This is a genomic window from Acidimicrobiales bacterium (assembly GCA_035294085.1).
Lineage (GTDB): Bacteria > Actinomycetota > Acidimicrobiia > Acidimicrobiales > Bog-793 > DATGLP01.
In genome coordinates, this window is sequence record DATGLP010000024.1 from 52,090 (window position 1) to 72,067 (window position 19,978).

Annotated in this window: 15 protein-coding genes and 1 tRNA gene; 7 read left to right on the forward strand and 9 right to left on the reverse strand. The window is 76.8% G+C overall.

The genetic code is table 11. The features are described 5' to 3' along the window. Positions 1-22 precede the first annotated feature (22 nt). From infB to rimP, 4 genes are all read right to left on the reverse strand, one after another. Positions 23-2,692 carry a translation initiation factor IF-2 gene (infB, locus tag VKV23_08625; GenBank protein ID HLI16097.1) on the reverse strand — a complete coding sequence of 890 codons (2,670 nt, stop codon included), beginning with the start codon at positions 2,690-2,692 and terminating at the stop codon, positions 23-25. A 93-nt stretch (positions 2,693-2,785) separates the two neighbouring features. Continuing rightward, a complete protein-coding gene (locus tag VKV23_08630; GenBank protein HLI16098.1) occupies positions 2,786-3,154 on the reverse strand; it encodes a YlxR family protein in 369 nt (122 codons plus the stop codon). Beyond that, positions 3,037-4,242: a transcription termination factor NusA gene (gene nusA, locus VKV23_08635; protein ID HLI16099.1), complete on the reverse strand. Its 1,206-nt coding sequence runs from the start codon at positions 4,240-4,242 to the stop codon at positions 3,037-3,039. The genes VKV23_08630 and nusA overlap by 118 nt, the downstream gene beginning before the upstream one ends. Beyond that, positions 4,239-4,781 (reverse strand): ribosome maturation factor RimP, encoded by a 543-nt coding sequence (gene rimP / locus VKV23_08640; protein ID HLI16100.1) that lies wholly within the window; start codon positions 4,779-4,781, stop codon positions 4,239-4,241. Before rimP ends, nusA begins: the two co-directional genes overlap by 4 nt. Positions 4,782-5,121: 340 nt before the next feature. On the opposite strand from rimP, the gene VKV23_08645 reads away from it, so the two are divergent. From VKV23_08645 to VKV23_08675, 7 genes are all read left to right on the forward strand, one after another. Next, the gene (locus tag VKV23_08645; protein HLI16101.1) at positions 5,122-6,639 is read left to right on the forward strand and encodes a BTAD domain-containing putative transcriptional regulator; all 1,518 of its coding nucleotides are present in this window, start codon (positions 5,122-5,124) and stop codon (positions 6,637-6,639) included. Between the two features lie 86 nt (positions 6,640-6,725). Next, on the forward strand, positions 6,726-7,502 hold the full coding sequence (fabI, locus tag VKV23_08650; GenBank protein HLI16102.1) for an enoyl-ACP reductase FabI: 777 nt from the start codon (positions 6,726-6,728) through the stop codon (positions 7,500-7,502). Between the two features lie 37 nt (positions 7,503-7,539). Next, positions 7,540-7,611: transfer RNA gene (locus tag VKV23_08655), tRNA-Cys, on the forward strand. 69 nt (positions 7,612-7,680) lie between these two features. After that, positions 7,681-9,096 (forward strand): amidase, encoded by a 1,416-nt coding sequence (locus VKV23_08660; protein ID HLI16103.1) that lies wholly within the window; start codon positions 7,681-7,683, stop codon positions 9,094-9,096. A gap of 8 nt (positions 9,097-9,104) precedes the next feature. Next, positions 9,105-9,827 (forward strand): RNA polymerase sigma factor, encoded by a 723-nt coding sequence (locus VKV23_08665; protein HLI16104.1) that lies wholly within the window; start codon positions 9,105-9,107, stop codon positions 9,825-9,827. Further along, the gene (locus VKV23_08670; GenBank protein HLI16105.1) at positions 9,824-10,561 is read left to right on the forward strand and encodes a hypothetical protein; all 738 of its coding nucleotides are present in this window, start codon (positions 9,824-9,826) and stop codon (positions 10,559-10,561) included. Before VKV23_08665 ends, VKV23_08670 begins: the two co-directional genes overlap by 4 nt. A gap of 263 nt (positions 10,562-10,824) precedes the next feature. Continuing rightward, complete coding sequence (locus VKV23_08675) at positions 10,825-12,132, forward strand: hypothetical protein (GenBank protein HLI16106.1); 1,308 nt, start codon at positions 10,825-10,827, stop codon at positions 12,130-12,132. 80 nt (positions 12,133-12,212) lie between these two features. On the opposite strand, the gene VKV23_08680 is transcribed toward VKV23_08675, so the two are convergent. The 5 genes from VKV23_08680 to VKV23_08700 form a co-directional block, all read right to left on the reverse strand. Beyond that, positions 12,213-12,947 (reverse strand): ANTAR domain-containing protein, encoded by a 735-nt coding sequence (locus VKV23_08680; protein HLI16107.1) that lies wholly within the window; start codon positions 12,945-12,947, stop codon positions 12,213-12,215. 175 nt (positions 12,948-13,122) lie between these two features. Continuing rightward, positions 13,123-14,031 (reverse strand): zinc-binding dehydrogenase, encoded by a 909-nt coding sequence (locus tag VKV23_08685; GenBank protein HLI16108.1) that lies wholly within the window; start codon positions 14,029-14,031, stop codon positions 13,123-13,125. A 97-nt stretch (positions 14,032-14,128) separates the two neighbouring features. Next, a complete protein-coding gene (locus VKV23_08690; GenBank protein HLI16109.1) occupies positions 14,129-17,302 on the reverse strand; it encodes an error-prone DNA polymerase in 3,174 nt (1,057 codons plus the stop codon). A 148-nt stretch (positions 17,303-17,450) separates the two neighbouring features. Further along, complete coding sequence (locus tag VKV23_08695) at positions 17,451-18,983, reverse strand: DNA polymerase Y family protein (GenBank protein HLI16110.1); 1,533 nt, start codon at positions 18,981-18,983, stop codon at positions 17,451-17,453. A 7-nt stretch (positions 18,984-18,990) separates the two neighbouring features. Then, positions 18,991-19,722, reverse strand: coding sequence for a hypothetical protein (locus tag VKV23_08700; GenBank protein HLI16111.1), 732 nt, complete (start codon positions 19,720-19,722; stop codon positions 18,991-18,993). Between the last annotated feature and the right edge of the window lie 256 nt (positions 19,723-19,978).

The window sequence follows — 19,978 nt, forward strand, 5'->3', positions numbered from 1 at the left end:
CGTGCCACGAGCGCCGGCGCGCTCAGGTCCTCGGAACCTCGCGCTCCTCGTAGGTCTCGATGAGGTCGCCCTGATGGAGGTCCTGGAAGTCCGAGAGGCCGACGCCGCACTCGAACCCGGCCGCCACCTCCCGCACGTCCTCCTTGAAGCGCCGCAGCGAGGCGATCGTGCCCTTCCAGATGACGACGCCGTCGCGCAGGAAGCGTACCTTCGAGCCCCGGGCGATCGTCCCGCTGCGCACGTAGCAGCCCGCCACGGCGCCGACGCGCGGCACCCGGAAGACCTCGCGGACCTCGGCCTCGCCCGTGACGACCTCCTCGTACTCGGGGGCGAGCATGCCGACCATCGCCGCCTCGATGTCCTCGATCAGCTTGTAGATGATCTCGTAGGTGCGGATCTCGACGTCGTGCGCCTCCGCGAGCTCCCGCACGCCCCGGCCGGGGCGGACGTTGAAGCCGATGATCGTCGCGTTCGAGGCCGCTGCGAGCTGCACGTCGCCCTCGGTGATCCCGCCGACGCCACGGTGGACGAAGGCGATCTTCACCTCCTCGCGCTCGAGCCGGCGCAGGCTCTCGGTGACGGCCTCGAGCGACCCCTGGACGTCCGCCTTGAGGACGAGGGTGAGCGTCGCGCTCTCGCCGCGCTGGATCTGCTCGAAGAGGTCCTCGAGGCGCGCGCCGGCGCCGGGCGCGCTCGGCGCCTGGCCGTAGCCGGCGGTGCGCGCCCGCTGGGCGCGGGCCTCGGCGATCGTCCGGGCCACCGAGAGGTCCGTCGTGACGCGCAGCTCGTCGCCGGCGGTCGGCGGGCTCGACAGGCCGAGGACCTCCACCGGCATCGACGGCACGGCCTCCTTCACCTGGTCGCCGCGGTCGTCGATGAGCGCCTTGACCCGCCCCCAGGCCGAGCCCGCCACGATCGGATCGCCGACGCGCAGCGTCCCCGAGCGCACGATGACGCTCGCCACGGGCCCCCGACCGACGTCGAGGTTCGCCTCGAGCACCGTGGCGCGGGCACGGCCCTCCGGGCTCGCCTTGAGCTCGAGAACCTCCGCGAGGGCCGCGAGGTGGTCGAGCAGGTCGTCGATGCCGATGCCCTGGAGGGCGGAGACCTCGACCGTGATCGTGTCGCCGCCCCAGGCCTCCGGGACGAGGCCCTGCTCGGAGAGCTGCTGCAGGACGCGGGTCGGATCGGCGTCCTCGCGGTCGATCTTGTTCAGCGCGACCACGATCGGCACGTCGGCGGCCCGGGCGTGGTTGATTGCCTCGATCGTCTGGGGCATGACGCCGTCGTCGGCGGCGACGACGAGGACCACGATGTCGGTCACCTGCGCCCCGCGCGCCCGCATCGCCGTGAAGGCCTCGTGGCCTGGCGTGTCGATGAAGGTGATCACGTGGCCGTCGCGCTCGACCTGGTAGGCGCCGATGTGCTGGGTGATCCCTCCCGCCTCGCCGGCCGCGACGTTCGTCTGCCGGATGCGGTCGAGCAGCAGGGTCTTGCCGTGGTCGACGTGCCCCATCACGGTGACGACCGGCGGGCGCGGACGCAGCGTCGCCGGGTCGACCTCCTCCTCGTCCTCGGCGAAGTAGCGCGCCTGGAGGGCGGCCTCCTGCTCCTCGCCCGGGTCGACGAGCTTGATGCGCGCGCCGAGCTCGGCCGCGAACAGCTCGATCATGTCGTCGGTGAGCGACTGGGTAGCAGTCACCACCTCCCCCTGGAGGAAGAGGAAGCGGATGACGTCGCCGGCCGAACGGTTCAGCTTCGGCCCGAGCTCCTGGGGCGTGCAGCCGCGCTCGATGATCACCTCGCCCTCGGGCACCGGGGCGTTCGAGGGCGTGTAGGTCGCGACCTGGATCGGCTCGAGCTCCTCGGTGACGCGGCGCCGGCGCTTGGCCCGTCGCTGCGGCGGGCGGCCGCGACCTGCCAGTCCGCCCCGCCCGCCCGGGGGCGGGCCCCCGACGCCGAGCGCGCGCCCACCCGCGGGCCGGCCGCCGAAGCCGGGCCGGCCCCCGCCGAAGCCGGGGCGACCCGTCCCGGCGGCGGGCCGGCCGCCGAAGCCGGGCCGGCCTCCGCCGGCCGGCGCGCCGAAGCGCCCGCCGGCGACGGGCCCGCGGCCCCCGAGACCTGGCGGGGGAGGGATCGGGCGCCCAGAGGGCGACCGGGGCGGGCCGCCCGGAGGCGGTGGGATCGGCTTGCCAGAGGTGCTGAGCAGCGGACGACGCGCTGGCGGGGGGCCCGACTCGGGCGTGGGGCCCGGGCGCGGCGCCGGCGGCCGACCGGACTCGCCCGGTCCGGGTCGCCCCGGGACCGCGGGACGCGTCGGTGGCGCGGCGCCGCGCTGGGCGATCGTGCGCGCGTGCTCGGCGAGCTCGCTGGCCGGCCGGCTGCGCACGACGCGGTGCTCCGCCGGCGGCACCTCGGCCGGCGGTCTCACGCCGGCCGTCGGCGGCTCGGGCTGGCGGGACGCGCCGGCAGGCTCGGAGACGGCTCGGGGGGCCGGCTCCTCCACCGGAGGCGTCTTGCGGATGAGCCCGTCGCGCTCGGCGCGCCGGCGCACGCGGTCGCCCTGCGCGTCCTCGATCGAGGAGGAGTGGCTCTTCACCCCGATCCCGAGCTCGAGGCACAGGTCGAGCGCTTCCTTGTTCGTGAGCCCGAGCTCGCGGGCGAGCTCGTAGACCCGGATCTTCTTCGCCAACAGCAGTCCCTTCCAGCGAGACGCGACGCGCCTCCGGCAGCGCTCCCGCCGCCTCCCTATCCTCGCACACCCGGGCGGAGGCCGTGCCCGGGCCTACGTGAGCGCCTGGGCGAGGCGTGCCGCCGCGTCCTCGGGCAGCGGCACGCGCAGGGCGCGGGCGAGCGCGCCGCCGCGCAGGGCCCCCTCGAGGCACGCGGGCGAGCCGGTGCACAGCCAGGCGCCCCGGCCCGGCTGGCCCCGCCCGACCACGAGGGTACCGGGCGCGGGGGACGAGACGCGCACGAGCTCGTCCGCCGGCCGGCGCCGCCGGCAGCCGACGCAGGTGCGCAGCGGTGCCCGGCCGGCTACGACGGCGCTCCTTCGTCGGCACCCGGCACGACCGCTTCGGTCTCGGCCGCCGCCGGCTCGGCGGGCGCCTCCCCGGCGTCGCCGGCGCGGGGCGAGCCGCCGGCTTGGACCCACTGCTCCATCGAGACCGCGGGGCCGCCGCCCGCGGGCTGGAAGACCATCTCGCCGGCCTCGCCCTCGACCCACTCGCCCTCGGCCCAGCCGTCGGCGGTGAGGCCCGCCTCCTCCTCGGCGAGCTGCGACTCGCTCTTGATGTCGATCCGCCAGCCGGTGAGGCGCGCCGCGAGGCGCGCGTTCTGGCCCTCCTTGCCGATCGCGAGGGAGAGCTGGTAGTCGTGCACGATCACCGTCGCCGTCCCGGTCTCCTCGTCGAGGCGGACCTCCTTCACCCTCGCCGGCTGCAGGGCGCGGGCGACGAACTCGGCCGGGTCGTCGGAGTAGGGCACGATGTCGACCTTCTCGCCCCGCAGCTCGTTCGTCACCATGCGGACGCGCGCGCCGCGCGCCCCGACGCAGGCCCCGACCGGGTCGACGTTCGGGTCGTTCGACCAGACCGCGATCTTCGTTCGGTGGCCGGGCTCGCGCGCGCAGGCCTTGATCTCCACGACGCCGTTGGAGATCTCGGGCACCTCGAGCTCGAAGAGCCGCTTGATGAGGCCCGGGTGCGAGCGGGAGACGACGATCTGGGGGCCCTTCGTCGTCTTGCGGACCTCGACGATGTAGGCCTTGAGGCGCGCGCCGTGCTCGTAGCGCTCGTAGGGGACCTGCTCCGCCTGCGGCAGGAGTGCCTCCACCCTGCCCAGGTCGAGCAGGGTGTAGCGGTTGTCGCTCTGCTGGATGATCCCCGTGACGATGTCGCCCTCGCGCCCGGCGTACTCCTCGTACTTGAGGTCGCGCTCGGCTTCCCGGATGCGCTGGAGGATGACCTGCTTGGCCGCCTGCGCGGCGATGCGGCCGAAGTCGTGGGGCGTGTCGTCCCACTCGCGCACGACGTTGCCCTCCTCGTCGAGCTCCTGGCCGTAGACGCGGATCTCCCCGGAGTCGGAGTCGATCGTGACGAACGCCTCCTCCGCGGCGTTCGGCAGGCGCTTGTAGGCGGCCACGAGCGCGTTGGCGAGCGCCTCGAGGAGGGTGTCGACGGCGATCCCCTTGTCGCGCGCGATCTGCTGGAGCGCGTCCAGGAACTCGAAGTTCGTGCTCATCTCGTCGTCGCCCTTCTCCCGGTGGCGGACGGCGCCTCGCCGACCGCCTCTCGCCGCGCGGGGGCGCGGCGCTCCTTGCGAAGCGCCGACCGCCAGTCGAACACCGTGCGCGCCCGCTCGATCTCGCTGTAGGTGAGGCGGCGCTCCCCGGCCGGTCCGGCGACGACCACCGCCTCCTCGCCGGCCGCCACGAGCACCCCCTCGACGCGGCGCTCCCCGGGTGTGCCGGGGACCGTGCGCAGCGCGACCTGCTCGCCGACGGCCCGGGCGAAGTGCTCGGGGCGGCGCAGCCGGCGCTCGAGGCCTGGGCTCGTCACCTCGAGCTCGTAGGGCCCGGGCGGCGCGAGCTCGTCCCGGGCGTCGAGCAGACGCGAGATCGCCCGGGACGCCTCGGCGATGGTGTCGAGGTCGAGCCCGGCGCGCCCCTCGACGGTGACCTGCAGCGTGCGGCCGTGGAGCTCCACGTCGAAGAGCTCGAGGTCGAGCGGCGCGAGCACCGGGCCGAGCGCCCTGGCGAGATCGTCCCAGCTCGCTCGCACCGCACCTCCTCGCCGGTCCCGACGCCTCCTCCGGCGCCACGCGCCGGTGCCCACCTCGCAGGTTCGCACGGCCGCCCAAAAAATCAAGAACGTGGGCACCCGCCCACGTTCCCGCACCTTCGGAAGGCCGCTGAACTGCGCCCGAGTATAGCAGCGCCTCGTCCGGCCCGCCGGGGCGTCCCCGGCGCCACGAACCCTGGTTCCGACCGGCGCGGCGCGGTAGAACGAGCGGTAGCGCGAGCGTCCACGCTCGTGGCCCCGGCGTGGCGGGTCGGAGCGGCAACAACCGACGGGCGACGCGGCGTCTCCTGCCGTGCGGCGGAAACGAGGAGGTCACGGCGTGGGCGGGACCGACGGCGTGGGCGGCCGGCGCGTCAGGCCAGGCAGCGAGCGGGAGCGGACCTCGCTGCGCGAGGAGCAGGCTGCTCGCCTCGCGGCGGCCTTCGTCGCGCGCCCCGGCGCACGCTGGAGCGCCCCGCCCATCCTCTACGAGCTCGGGCCCGACGACGTCGTCCTGCGCTCGTGGCAGGCGCTGCGCCCGGCGGCCGGCGGCGGCGAGGCGCTGTTCGACGGGACCTGGCGGCTCTCGCGGCGCGACCTCGCCGCGCACCGGGCGCACGAGGCCGCACCGGCGCTCGCCGCGCTGGTCGCCGCGGGCACGACGCCGCGAGGCTCGCTGCTCATCGACCTCGTCGCGGCCAGGGTGACCTCGCTCGCGGGCGCGCCCGACCACTGCGAGGAGCGCCTCGCGGCGATGGCGCGCGACGCCTTCACGAGGCGCTTCTGCGAGATCGGCCGCGTCATCGCCGTCGGTCTCGCCCCGACGGGCGGCTCTGGCGCCGACGCGCTCGTCGCCAGCCCGGCTGCGGCGCTCGCCTGCCTCGAGGCGGACCGCGCCGGTGGCCCGACGGTCGTCCTCGTCGGGTCGGCGGCGTGCGAGGCGAGCGCCGCACTCGCCGAGCTGCTCGCCCGGGCGACGCAGCGCCCCGAGTGCGGGGTGCTCCTCGCCCGGCCCTCGCCCGAGGCGCGCGCCGTCGTCGCGCCCGGGCCGGACGGCGCCGGGAACGTCTTCCTCTCGGCGCTCGGCGCGCCTCGGGGCGAGCGCAGCAGCGCCGGTTCCACGCCGCCTCGCTCCGAGCCGATCGAGGTCGCCGTGCTCGGCCCCGTCGAGGTCCGGGGTTCGACCATCCCGCTCGAGCGGCGCCCGAAGCTCACCGAGCTCGTCGTGTACCTCGCGATGCACCCGGAGGGGGCGACGACGCGCACCTGGGCGACGGCGCTGTGGCCGGAGCGCCGCGTGCCTCCCCAGACGGTGGCGAACCGCCTCTCCGAGGCTCGGCGAGCGCTCGGCTTCGCCTCCGACGGGCGGCCCCGCCTCCGCCGCAGCGGCGAGCGCCACCTCATCGCCGACTTCACGACCGACTGGGCCGCCTTCCTCGCGCTGTCCTCGCCCGAGGCGGGCCCCCAGAGCTGGCGAGAGGCGCTCGGCCTGCTGCGCGGGCGGCCCTTCGGCGAGCTGCGCGAGTGCCAGTGGGCGACCCTCGAGGGGCTCGCCAGCGAGATGGAGCAGGCCGCGGTGGCCTGCGGCCTGCGCTACGGCGAGCACGCGCTCGCCGACGGGCGGCCGGACGAGGCCACCTGGGCCGCCCAGCGAGCGCTGCGCACGAGCCCCTGGGACGAGCGGCTCCACCGCCTGGCGATGCGGGCGGCCGACGCGGCGGGCAACCGCGCCGGCGTCGAGGCGACCCTGCGCCACCTCGCCCTCGTGCTCGAGCTCGACGGCGACCCGCTCGCGGGCGTCCATCCGCTCACCGCCGCCCTCTACACCGACCTCGTGGCGGGGACGCGCGCCCCCTGAGCGTCGCGTGCCGGGGCGCTGGCCGCGTGGCCGCGGCGGCGGCCGGTAGTGTCCGGGCGTCGCAGGTGGCGAGCGAAGGAGCCGGCGTGGGGATCCTCGAGGGCAAGAAGCTCCTCATCACGGGCGTGCTGACGGACGACTCCCTCGCCTTTCGCGTCGCCGAGCTCGCCCAGCGCGAGGGCGCGGACATCGCTCTGACCGGGTTCGGCCGGGGACGCTCGCTCACCGAGCGCGTCGCGCGCAAGCTGGCCGGCCCGCCGCCGGTCCTCGAGCTCGACGTGACGAACCCCGAGCACCCCCCGGCGCTCGCCCGGGCGCTCGAGGAGCGCTTCGGGCGCCTCGACGGCATCCTCCACTCGATCGGCTTCGCGCCCGCGAGCTGCCTCGGCCGGGGGATGCTCGCCGCCACGTGGCCCGAGGTCTCGACGACCCTCGAGGTCTCCGCCTTCTCGCTGCGGGTACTCGCCGGCGAGCTCCTCCCGCTGCTGCGGGCCGGCGGCGGGGGCTCGATCGTCGGGCTCGACTTCGACGCCAGCACCGCCTGGCCCGGCTACGACTGGATGGGGGTGGCGAAGGCTGCGCTCGAGTCGCTTACGCGCTACCTCGCCCGGGATCTCGGACCCGAGGGCGTGCGCGTCAACCTCGTCGCCGCCGGCCCGGTGCGGACGGTGGCCGCGAAGGCCATCCCGGGCTTCGAGCGCTTCGAGGACGCGTGGGCCGAGCGCGCGCCGCTCGGCTGGGACGCGTCGGGGGACGGCGCGGCCGTGGCACGCGCCTGCGTCGCGCTCTTGTCGGACTGGTTCCCGCGCACGACGGGAGAGATCGTCCACGTCGACGGCGGCTTCCACGCCGTCGGCGCCTAGCAGCGCCGAAGCGGCCCGGTGTTAGGGTGGAGCCGCTGGCGGCGTGGCCGAGTGGTTTAGGCAAGGGCCTGCAAAGCCCTGTACCCCAGTTCGATTCTGGGCGCCGCCTCGGCGGCCCCTCAGGGCGAGCACCGGCGCGCCATCGAGGCACGACACGCCGTCGGCCTATCGTGCAGCCGTGGAGCTCCACGAGCTGAGCGCCCTCGAGCTGGCCGACGCGCTCCGCCGGCGCGAGGTGAGCCCGAGCGAGGTCGTGGAGCACCACCTGCGGCGCATCGACGAGCACGGCGCCCGGATCGGCGCCTTCGTCACCGTCTCCGAGGGCGAGGCCCGGGCGGCCGCGGCGCAGGCCGAGCGGGCGCTGCTCGAGGGACGCGCAGACGCCCCGCTCCTCGGCGTCCCGACCGCCATCAAGGACCTCAACCTCACCGCGGGCGTCCGCACGACGTTCGGCAGCGCGCTCGGCGCGAGCTTCGTGCCCTCGGTCGACGACCACGTCGTCACCTTGCTGCGCGAGGCCGGCCTCATCAGCCTCGGCAAGACGAACACCCCGGAGTTCGGCCTGTGCTGCTACACCGAGCCGGAGGTCGCGCCACCGGCCCGCTGCCCCTACGACCTCGCCCGCTCGGCCGGCGGCTCGAGCGGCGGGGCCGGCGCGGCGGTCGCCGCGCGCCTCGTCCCGCTCGCGCAGGGGAGCGACGGCGCGGGATCGGTGCGCATCCCCGCGAGCGCCTGCGGCGTCGTGGGTCTGAAGCCGGCGCGCGGCCGAGTGAGCAACGGGCCGCTCGGGTCCGACGTCGGCGGCCTCGCCGTGAACGGGGTCCTCGCTCGCACCGTGGCCGACGCCGCCGCGGCGCTCGACGCGATGGCCGTGCCGATGCCCGGCGATCCCTGCTGGGCGCCGCCGCTGCCGCCAGGCGAGCGCTTCCTCGACGCGACGCGGCGCGAGACGGGTCGGCTGCGCATCGGCCGCTTCCTCGAGCCGGTGATCGCCGAGGCGGCGGTCGATCCAGAGTGCGTGCGGGCGTACGAGGTCGCCTCGTCGCTGCTCGAGTCGCTCGGCCACGAGGTCGAGGACTGCCCACGCCCACTGCCGAGCGAGGTCACGGCGAGCTTCGAGGTCGTCTGGAGTGTCGGCGCCGCTGCCATCCCGGTCCCGCCCGGCGGCGACGACCTGCTCCGTCCGATCACTCGCTGGCTGCGAGGGCGCGGCCGAGCGGTCGACGCGCCGAGCTTCGTCCGAGCCGTCGCCGAGCTGCAGCTCGCGGCGCGCCGGGCGATCGTCGCGACGGCTGCCTTCGACGCCCTGCTGACGCCGACGCTCGCCCAGCGCCCGGCGCTGGTCGGCGCGCTGCGCGACGACGAGGACCCCGCCGCGGACTTCGAGGCCCAGAAGCGCTTCACCCCCTTCAGCGCGATGGCGAACCTCACCGGACAGCCAGCGATCTCCCTGCCGCTCCACTGGAGCGAGGACGGCCTGCCGATCGGCGTCCAGCTGGTCGGTCCGAGCGCCGGCGAGGCCCGGCTGCTCTCCCTCGCCGCCCAGCTCGAGGCGGCCGCGCCCTGGCACGCACGGGCGCCCGAGGGGTTCTGAGGACGCCCGTGCGCCCGTGGCCGAGACGCGACGGCGGTCAGCCGGCCGACGCGCCCGCCTCGAGCTGGCCGCCGCTACCGCTGCGGGTCAACTCGCCGGCGCCGGCGGTCGATCGGTGGAACGTGGTCGAGCTGCCCGAGCCGCTGCCAACCTTCGACGTCGTGCGCGACGCCGCGTGCGACGTCGAGCACGGCCCCGGATCGCTCGCGGACCTCGTCGCCGCTGCCCAGGCCGGCGACAGCCGCGCCTGGGAGTCCCTCTACCGCTCCCTCTACCCGCGCCTCGTCGCCTTCGCCCGGCGCGGCCTCGGTCCCGACGAGGCCCGGGACGCCGTCTCGGAGGCGATGATCCGCGCCGTCGCCGGGATCCACCGCTTCCGGTGGCGCGGCGGCGGCTTCGAGGGCTGGCTGTTCGCCATCTTGCGCAACGTCATCGCCGACCGCTGGCGCCGCGGCGAGCGCGAGCGTGCCGCGCTCCAGCGCGCGCGCGACGAGCGCGACGAGCACGACCTCGCCGAGCGCCTCGTCGCGAGCGACGAGGCGCGCTCGGTGCGCGCCGCGTTCCTCCGCCTCACCGACGCGGACCAGGAGCTGCTCTACCTGCGCGTCGTCCTCGGCCTGAGCGCCGAGGCCGTGGGGACCGTGCTCGGGAAACGACCCGGGGCCGTCCGCATGGCCCAGGCGCGGGCGCTCGAGCGCCTGCGCCGGCACCTCGCGGAGACTGAGCCATGAGGGCTCGCGAGCGCAGCGAGCTCGCCGCGTCGCTCGAGCGCGCGCTGCGGGCGCCGGCGGACCGGCCGTCGAGCGAGGAGCTGGCCCGCTTGCGCGCCGCGCTGGAGGTCGTCCCCCTCCTCGCCGCGAGCAGCACGCCTGGCGCGAGGCGGGCGCCCCGGCTCCTCGTCGCCGCGGTGCTCGCCTGCCTCGCGGCGCTCGCCGTCGCCGCCGCCCGCCCGCCGCTGCCGACGCCGCTTCGCGCCCTCGCCGTCTCGATCGGCCTGCCCGTTGACGACGCAGCGGTGGCCGCGGTGAAGGGGCGCATCGCCGCCCTCGAGGCGGCGCTCGTCGAGCGCGACCCGCGCCGGGCTCGATCCGCCGCCGCCGCCCTGCGCGCGAGCCTCGGACGCCTCTCGCGAGGCGACGAGGCGAAGGTCCAGCCCGAGGCCGGGCGCATCCTCGCGCTCGCCGAGCAGCTCCTCGCGGCCAGCGGGGCGCCCGAGACCGGGGGCACGCCGCCACCGACGAGCTCGCCGCCACCGAGGAGCACCGTGGCACCGTCGGCGAGCACGCCGTCCGTCACGCTCCCGCCCGGGAGCGGGCACGGCGAACTCGGCGACCGGCCCACGGGCGGCACCGACGACGGCGCACGCCTCAGCGGCGCCAGCGCCACGAGGCGGCCCGGCGGGGACAGCGCCGACGGGGCCGCGCCGGCCACCGACCGCACGGGCCCGATCGCTGGGGACGACTGAGGTGCCCTTTCGGGCAGACTCGGCGCTCGCGCGTGACGCGACGGTGGCCACCACGTTGAGGACGGCGACCGAGGCGACGCCCTCGGCAGGGACGGCGGAGCGACGGATCGGGGGCAGGCGTGGACGGGAAGCGTTGGGCGCAGGCGGTCGTCGTGGCGGGCGCGCTGCTCGCGACAGCAGTCACGGCGCCGGGAAGCTCGGGTAGCACGCCGGGTCGGCCGCGTGGGCACACGGGACACCCGCGCTCGCCGCACGCCGCGGTCGTGCGCGGGGTCGTCGTGGCGCGCGAGGCGCCACGGCGGGTCCTCGTGCTCGCCACTCCGTCCGGCCTCGTGCGCACGCTGCGCGTCCGCGCGCTGCGCGAGACGGTGGGCGCCGCGCTCGTCGCGCGGGTGCTGCCGCTCGCCGACGGCACCTACCGCACCCTCGCCCTCGCAGCGCACGGTCGTGCGCACCGGGCGCGGCTGCGAGCCACGATCGTGCGCGCCTGGCCGGACAGGCTCCTCGTCTCCGCCGGCGGCAGCGACTTCGCGATCGCTCGCCCCCGGCTGCGCGCCCTCGCGTCGAGGCTCGCCGGGACCCCGGGCCAGCCGAGCACCGGCGAGGTCGTCGACATCGCCGTGTCGATCGGGGCCCAGGGCGCCGAGGCGCTGCACCTCCAGCAGGTCGGCCAGACCTCGGTCCTCGAGCTCGACGGCGTCCTGTCCGCCGTCGGGTCCCAGAGCCTCGTCCTCGCCGTGAACGAGGGCGCGCTCACGACGGTCGAGATCCCCCCGAGCCTCACCCTCCCGCCGACGTTCGTCGTCGGTGACCAGGTCGAGCTCCTCGTCGCCTACGCCAACCAGTCGTTCAGCCTCATCACCATCAAGGACAACGGCGCCGCGGCGGCCCAGGCGGCGACCGGGGTGAGCCAGTCGGGCGACGGCGAGAGCGAAGGCGTCGAGGTGGAGGGGGTGCTGACGTCCTACAGCGCCTCGAGCGTCGTCATCCAGCCCGGCGACGGCGCGGCGCCCGTCACCCTCGCCGTGCCCCCGAACCTCGCGCTGCCCGCCGGCCTCGGGATCGGGGCACGCGTCGCCGCGACGGGCCAGCTGGTGGGCGGAGTCCTCACCCTCGAGCGCCTCGAGGTCCGCACCGGTGAGGGAGAGGCGAGCGACGCCACGAAGGTGGAGGGCGTGGTGAGCTCGGTCGGCCCCACCACCCTCGTGGTCCAGCCCGCCGACGGCGGCGCGGCGGTCACCTTCGCCGTCCCGGCCGGCTTCGACCTCACGGGCATCGTCCCGGGCGTGACCGTGCGTGCCGAGGGGAGGTCGGTGAACGGCACCCTCACCCTCCAGGGCGTCGAGGTGCCCGAGGCCGACCGCGTCCACGTCAGCGGCACCGTCGTGACCGTCGACGCCTCGACGCTCGTCGTCCAGCCCGGCGACGGCGGCGCGGCGGTCACCTTCGCCGTCCCGGCCGGCTTCGACCTCTCGGGCGTGACGGCGGGCATGGCCGTCGAGGCGAGGGGGGTCCTCGCCAACGGCTCCCCGCTGCTCACCGAGGTGCAGGCGGGCGGCACCGACGACTGAGCGGCGGCGCCGGGACGACCCGGCGCGGGCGCTCCTCGAGCGAGGCGGACGCGCGCCGTCGCGCCAGCGGACGCCGCTTCTCAGGGGGCGAGCCCGGTGAACGCGACCTGGTCGGCGATGTCCCGCAGCTTGAGGTTGAGCCGCTGCGAGGCCCGCCGCAGCCGGTCGAACGCCTGGTCGGCGGTGATGCCCTCGCGCGCCATCAGGATCCCCTTCGCCTGGCCGATGACGTCGCGCGACCGGAGCGCCTCCTCGAGCTGCTCCTGGCGGAGCTTCGCCGCGAGGACGAGCGCCCCGTGGGTCGCGAGGAGCAGGCCGATCGAGACGCTCTCCTTCGTGAGCGCTGCCGCCCTCCCCGCCGAGACGGTGAGCGTCCCGATGGTGCGCTCGTCGCTGCCCACCGAGGCGCGCCCGTCGGCGCGCACGGCGCGGCGCTCCTCGACGAAGAGGCGGAAGGCGGCGATGCAGCGCACGTCGCCCGACGCGCTCGCCCTCGCGCTGAAGCGGTGCCAGCGGCCGTCGCTGCGCAGGTCGTCGGCGACGACGAACGTCTCCGTCGCGGCGTCGCGCGTCGGCCCCTCCCCCACCTCTTCCTGGAGCGCCTCGAGGCGCGTCGCGGTCTCGCTCGAGGCGACCCGGACCGTGCTGTGGCGCGCCCGGACCACCGAGACGCTCGCGTGCTCGCAGCCGTCGATCGTGGCGACCGCCAGGCCCACGACGCGCTCGAGCGCCGAGGCGAGGTCTGGCTCGGCGAGGAGGGCGCGCGCCATCCGAGCGAACGAGCCAGCCGGTTCCAGGTCGAACAGGTCACCCATTGCTACCCCACCGCTGGTCGTTCGCGCCCTTCGCCGTCCCTCGCGGTCCTCCGCGCCGGCCACCAGACGGCCGCGCCGTCCCGCCCTGGGCAGCATGCAGGACGGCCGGGCCGGCGTTTAGGGCCGAAGGACACCGGCCGCGAGCCGCAGGGTCCGAGGCGGGTCGCCGGCTCGCCTACGAGCCGGAGACCCGGAGCACGGCCTTGCCCGCGACGCGCCGCTGGCGCAGCTCCTCCACGACCGCGGGGGTCTCCGACCAGTCGCCGCGGCGGCCGACCTGGGGGTCGAGCTCGCCAGCGGCGAGGAGGCCGACGAGCTCGGCGAGGTCGGCTCCGATGCGCTCGGACATCGAGAAGCAGACCAGCCGGCGCCGCCCCCCCACCGTCGCGAACGGCGGGAAGACGGCCGGCTCGTCTGCCGCGGCACCGATCGAGACGAGGACGCCGCCGGGCCCGAGCAGGCCGAGGGCGCCGACGAGCGTCGAGCCGCCGACCGTCTCGATCACGGCGGCGAGCCCTGGCTCGACCGCTCCGAGCGAGGTGACGACGGCCTCGGCGCCGAGGTCGCGCAGACCCTCCCCGCGGCGCTCGCTGCCGACGAGGGCGACCACCCGACCCCCGGCACGCGCCGCCAGCTGGACGGCGAAGCGGCCGACGCCGCCGGACGCCCCGGTGACGAGGACACGGCGCGCGAGGACCGACTCCGCGGCGCGGACCGCCTGGAGGGCCGTCACGCCGGCGACCGGGAGGGCGGCGGCGTCCTCGAGCGAGACCCCGTCGGGCACGAGCGCCGCGTTGGCGGCGTCGGCGACGCGCAGCTGCGCCCACCCGCCGCCGCCGGCATGGGTGACGACCCGGTCACCGGGGGCGAAGCCCTCGACGTCGCCACCGATCGCGACGACGACGCCGGCTGCGTCCCAGCCGGGCACGCTCCCCGCGGCGGAGGTCTCCCGCGGCAGCTCGCCGCGATTGAGCGTGATCGCCTCCACCGCGACGAGGAGCTCGCCGCCGGCCGGCTCGGGTTCCGGTACCTCGGCGAAGCGCAGCCGGCCGGGAGCGCTGTGATCGATGACGAGGGCGCGCACGCGCAGCTCCTTCCCGCACCTCGGGCTCGCGCCGAGGCCCATTGTGCGCGTCGCTCGCCGCGCGCTCAAGCGCCCGGGGCTGTGGGGTCCCCGAGCTCTAGCGGAAGTCCCGGGAGCGCGCGAGGGCGAGGGGGAGCTCGAGCGCCTCGAGCCGCTCCGCCACGACCGACAGGGCGGCGCCGGCGTGCTCGAGGCGCCCCCTGACGAGGAGGGCCGGTGCGGTCGCGGCGGCGTGGTGGCGGGCCCACAGCCCGGGAGAGCAGATCACGTTCACCACGCCGGTCTCGTCCTCGAGGTTGACGAAGACCGTGCCCCCCGCCGTCGCCGGGCGCTGCCGGTGCGTCACGACGCCCGCCACCGTCACCTTGGCCAGGTCGCAGCCGGCGAGGTCGGCGGCGCGCAGGACGCCGAGGGCGGCGAGCCGGGGGCGGCACAGCTCCATCGGGTGGCCCTCCGGGCTGACCCCGGTCGCCCACAGGTCGGCGGCGAGCTCCTCGGCGGGGGTCATCGCCGGGAGGTCGGGGGCGCGCACCCCGGGGAGCATCCCGGGCAGGCGATCGGCGCGGGCGCCGGCGAGGGCGCCGGCCGCCCACAGGGCGGCACGACGGGAGGCTGGCCCGTCGCCCTCCTCGGCCACCGGGAGGCTGGCGAGCGCCCCCGCGCCCGCCAGCGCCTCGAGCTGGGGGCGCTCCAGCCCGGCGCGTCGGGCCAGGTCCTCGACGCTCGCGTAGGGGGCACCGGCCACGAGCCGAGCGGCGAGGCCGGGGCCGATCGTGCGGATCGCCCCGAGCCCGAGGCGCACAGCCGTCTCCCCCGTGGCCGGGTCCACCTCGAGCGTCGCCTCCGCGCCGCTCGCGTTGACGTCGGGGCGGAGCACGACGACCCCGTGGCGCCGGGCGTCGGCCACCAGGCTCTGGGGCGACCAGAACCCCATCGGCTGGGAGTTCACCAGCGCGGCGAGGAAGGCGGCCGGGTAGTGGAGCTTGAACCACGCCGAGGCGTAGACGAGGTAGGCGAAGGAGACGGCGTGGGACTCGGGGAAGCCGAAGTTCGCGAAGGCCGCGAGCTGCTCGTAGACGGCGTCCGCGACCTCCCCGCCCACCCCGCGCGCCGCCATGCCCGCGTACAGCCGGTCACGCAGGCGCTCCATGCGCTGGGCGGAGCGGCGCGAGCCCATCGCCTGGCGGAGCTGGTCGGCCTCCTCGGCGCTGAAGCCGGCCACGTCGATGGCGATCTGCATCAGCTGCTCCTGGAACAGCGGCACGCCGAGGGTCTTCTCGAGCGCCGGCTTGAGCAGGGGGTGGAGGTAGGTGACCGGCTCCTCGCCGCTGCGACGGCGCAGGTAGGGGTGGACCGAACCGCCCTGGATCGGCCCCGGCCGGATGAGCGCCACCTCGACGACGAGGTCGTAGAAGCAGCGCGGACGCAGGCGCGGCAGCGTGGCCATCTGCGCCCGGCTCTCCACCTGGAACACGCCCATCGAGTCGGCCGCGGCGAGCATGTCGTAGACGGCGTCCTCCTGGGGGATCGTCGCCAGGTCCACCTCGACGCCGTGGTGTCCCGCCACGAGGTCGACCATCCGGTGGAGCGCCTCGAGCATCCCGAGGCCGAGGAGGTCGAACTTCACGAGCCCGGCCGCCGCGCAGTCGTCCTTGTCCCACTGCAGGACGGTGCGGCCCTCTCGGCGCGCCCACTCCACCGGGCAGACGGAGATCACCGGGCGATCGCAGATCACCATCCCTCCGGGGTGGATGCCGAGGTGGCGCGGGAGGCCCTCGAGCTCGGCCGCGAGGCGCAGGACGGCGGGCGGGATCCCGAGCTCGTCGGCGTCCTCGCCCGAGGCGGCGGGGACCCGGGCGAGGAAGCGGGCGCCGACCCGGCGCGACCAGGCGTCGAGGGTCCCCGGCGGGTAGCCGAGGGCCCGCCCGGCGTCGCGCACCGCGGCGCGCGGGCGGTAGGTGACGACGTTCGCCACCTGGGCGGCGTGCTCGCGCCCGTAGCGGTCGTAGACGTAGGCGATCACCTCGTCCCGCCGGCCGGACTCGATGTCGAGGTCGATGTCGGGGGGGCCGTCGCGCGCCGGGGAGAGGAAGCGTTCGAAGAGCAGGCCGAGCGCCACGGCGTCCGCCTTCGTGATCCCGAGGGCGTAGCAGACCGCCGAGTTCGCCGCCGAGCCGCGGCCTTGGCAGAAGATGTTCGAGCGGGCGCAGAACTCGACGATGTCCCAGACGACGAGGAAGTACCCGGGGAAGCCGAGCGCCTCGATGATCTCGAGCTCTCGGTCGATCTGCGCCCACGCCCCCGCGACGCGCTCGCGGCCGCGCTCGCCGTAGCGGCGACGGGCCCCCTCGTAGGCGAGGCGGCGGAGCAGACCCGCCTCGTCCTCCCCCGCTCCGACGGGGAAGGGCGGCAGGCCGGGCGCGACGAGACGGAGGTCGAAGGCGCAGGACCGGGCGAGCTCGACCGACTGCTCGAGGGCGCCGGGGTAGCGGCGGAAGCGGCGCGCCTGCTCGGCGCCCGAGCGCAGCGAGGCGCCGGCCCAGGGCGGGAGCCAGCCCTCCACCTCCTCCAGGCTCGAGCGGGAGCGGATCGCCGCCAGGGCGCTCGCCAGCTGGTAGCGCCGAGGCGACGCGTAGTGCGCGTTCGTCGTGGCGACGAAGCCCACCCCCGCTCGCGCCGCCAAGGTGGCGAGGGCATCGTTGCGCGCCCCGTCGAGGGGCGTGCCGTGGTCGGTCAGCTCGACGAAGACGTGGTCGCGGCCGAAGGCCTCGACGAGGCGGGCGAGCTCCCGGGCGGCCGCGGCCGGGCCGTGCCGGTCGAGCGCCTGGCGCACCGCCCCCCGGCGACACCCGGTGAGCACGGCCCAGTGGCCACCGGCGCGATCGGCGAGCTCCGACAGGCGGAAGCGGGGGCGCCCCTTCTCGCCGCCGGCGAGCTGGCCCCGGGCGATCGCGCTCGCCAGCCCGGCGTAGCCGTCCGGGCCGCGGGCGAGCACGACGAGGTGACTGGCGTCGGGGTCGATCGCCCCGGCACGCGCCCCCGGGCGCTCGGCGTCTCCTGGCGGGAGGCTGAGCTCCGCCCCGAAGACCGTCGGCAAGCCGGCGGCGCGCGCCGCCTCGGCGAAGCGCACGACCCCGTAGCAGCCGTTGTGGTCGGTGAGGGCGAGCGCCTCCAAGCCGAGCCTGGCCGCCTCCTCGACGAGCTCCTCGGGGCTCGAGGCGCCGTCGAGGAAGCTGAAGCTCGAGTGGCAGTGGAGCTCAGCGTACGGCACGGCGGCTCGCCGGGCGGCCGGGGCCGGGCGAGGCCGCTCGTGCGGCGGCGAGGCCGGGGCACCGCTGCGGGGGCCGAGTCGGCCCGAGAGACGCCGCTCGAGCTCCGACCAGGGGACGACGGGGTTGAACGTGCCGATCGCCCCTCCCTCAGTCGTAGCTGCCCTCGACCCACCAACGCCCGCCCTCGAGCGCGAGGAGGTGGGCCTCGCCGCCTGGCAGGAGGACCTGGAGGCGGGCGCGGCGCCGGCGCGCGGCCGCGTCCCACCACCGCTCGTCGACCGGCCAGGGCCCCGCCCAGGCGAGGACCGGCGCCGGGTGCCGGCCTGCTGCCGACAGCGTCGCCGGCGGGGCGCTCAGCTGCCCCCTGCCGTCGACGCGCACCGCCTCCCCCCTCGAGTCGAGCAGCTCGACAGCTGGCGGGACGAGCGGCACCACGGCCGGACTGAGGGGCGGGACCTGGCCGGGCCAGGGCGCGTCGAGGCCCGCGTCGCTCGGCAGGGGATCCCCGGCCGGGACGAGGCGGGCACGCTCGCCGGGACCACGCCCCCCGACGAGGACCGGGCGGAGGACCTCCTCGGGCCCGAGCAGGCGCTGGACACGCGCCACGACCCGGGCGACCTGCTCCTCGCAGGCAGCGGGGCGCCCGAGGAGCCCGAGCTGGCGCCCCTGCGCAGGGCCCAGCTCGACAGGGGTGAGGCGCACGGCGGCCACCCCGCCTCGTCCCTCCCCCTGCGCTGCGCCGGGGGCCGTCGCCAGGGCCTCGAGCTGCCAGCGGAGCCGCTCCGCGACGAGCGCAGCGCTCCAGGCTCCCTCGCTCGCCCAGCGCCGGGCGACGGGTCGACGCCCCGCGACCCTCACCTCGAGCTCGAGGAGGGTGCAGGAGAGCCCGGCCGCGGCGAGCCGGCCGCAGAAGCCCTCGGCGAGCGCGCGCGCCGCGAAGCCGAGGGCGTCGAGCGACTCGAGCGGCGGGTCGAACTCGCGCCCGACCGCGAGCTCGCGAGGAGGGTGGGCGACGGCGAGGGGGCCCTCCTCCCGCCCCGAGGCCAGCCGGTGGGCACGCGCGCCCGCCGCGCCGAAGCGCGCCGCCACCACCGCCTCGTCGAGGGCCGCGAGGCGCCCGAGCGTCGTGATCCCCAGGCGGCGGAGCACGTCAGCGAGCTCGGGGACGCCGAGCGCCTCGATCGGGAAGGGGGCGAGGAAGGCAGCGGTGCCCCCCGGCTGGACGACGGCACCGCGGCTGGCCGCCAGGGTGGCCGCGAACGGGCCGTCGGCGACTCCGACGTGGAGCGGGGCGCCCGGGACCGGCAGCACGGAGGCGACGGCCGCGGCGACCGCCTCGGCGAGGGAGGCCTCGCCGCCGAAGTAGCGCGCCGGCCCGCGCGTGGCGATCCCCATCCAGCCCGGCTCGCCGACGGCCACGAGGGCGCCGAAGGCCTCGAGCGCCGCGACGAGCGGCTCGAAGGCCCGTGCCTCCTGGCCCAGGTCGCGAGGGAGGACGACGAGCTCGGGGCAGCACGACTGCGCCTGCCGGCGGCGCTGGCCGGGGCGCACCCCGGCGCGGCGCGCGGCAGGCGAGGCGGCGACGACGTGCTGGCCCGCCACGACGGCAGTCGGCTCGAGCGGCGGACGCCCGGTGGCGGTCACCGGCCAGTCCGGGCAGGAGACGACGAGGGTCCGCACGCCGTGCTCAGCCGAGGGCGCGCCGGCGCTCGGGCAGGCCGGCGGCGAGCTCCAGGCGGAGCCCGGGGAGCCAGAGCAGCGCCGAGCGCTCCGGGGGGGTGGCGCGCCGCAGGCGAGCGGTCAGCGCGAGGCGCCTCGCCGTGACCCGGCCGCTCCCCCGCCGCAGGCCGACGACGTCACCGCCGGTCACGGTGAGGCGAACCTCGGCGGGCTCCGGCCACGGGCCGGAGGCAGGGGCGGCGGCCGAGCCGCTGAGCGCGAGGAGCACGGAGCGGCGCTCCCGGGCCCGGGCCGCGAGCCGGCGCGCCTCGGAGCGGGTGCAGCCGGGGGGGACCGCGGCGAGGACGGCGTCGAAGCCGGCCAGCAGCTCGGCGGTCACCGCAGCGAAGCGGCGGCCCGGCCGCGGCACGAGGTAGAGATGGCCGAGGTCGAGCCCGAGCTCGGCCGTGGCCGCGATCCCGAGGTCGCCGAGGCCGACGATCCCGCACCACAGGCCCGAGGCGCTCGCCTCGGCGAGGAGGAGGAGGGCGAGCGAGGTCACCCCCGGCGCCCCCCCGCCGTCGAGGGACACCGTGCTCCCTCGGCGGAGCCCGGGCGCACCGAGCAGGCCGGTGAGCGCCGGGGCGACCGGGAGGTGCTCCTCGCCGGCGAGGACCGGACTGCGGAGGCGCCCGGCGAGCCCGGCGAGGAGCGCGTCCTCGCGGGTGCTGCTGCCGTCCGAGCGAGGAGAACCGCCCACGGGCGAACCATATCGAACGTATGTTCGTAGCGCTAGCGCCCCGCCGGGCCGGCACGGCCGGCCGCCTGCCCCTGGCGCCCGAGCCCGCGCTCGCGCGCCGCGCCCCGGCGCGCACCTGACACGAAAACCCTGTCATCGGGACGCGCGAGGTCAAGGGGTGCGGGGCGGAGCCCCGCTCGGGACGAAGTCCCGCTGTTCAGTCCTGGGGACAGCTCAGGCGGCTTCGGCTGGCTCGATCGTGACGCGAAAGCCGAGG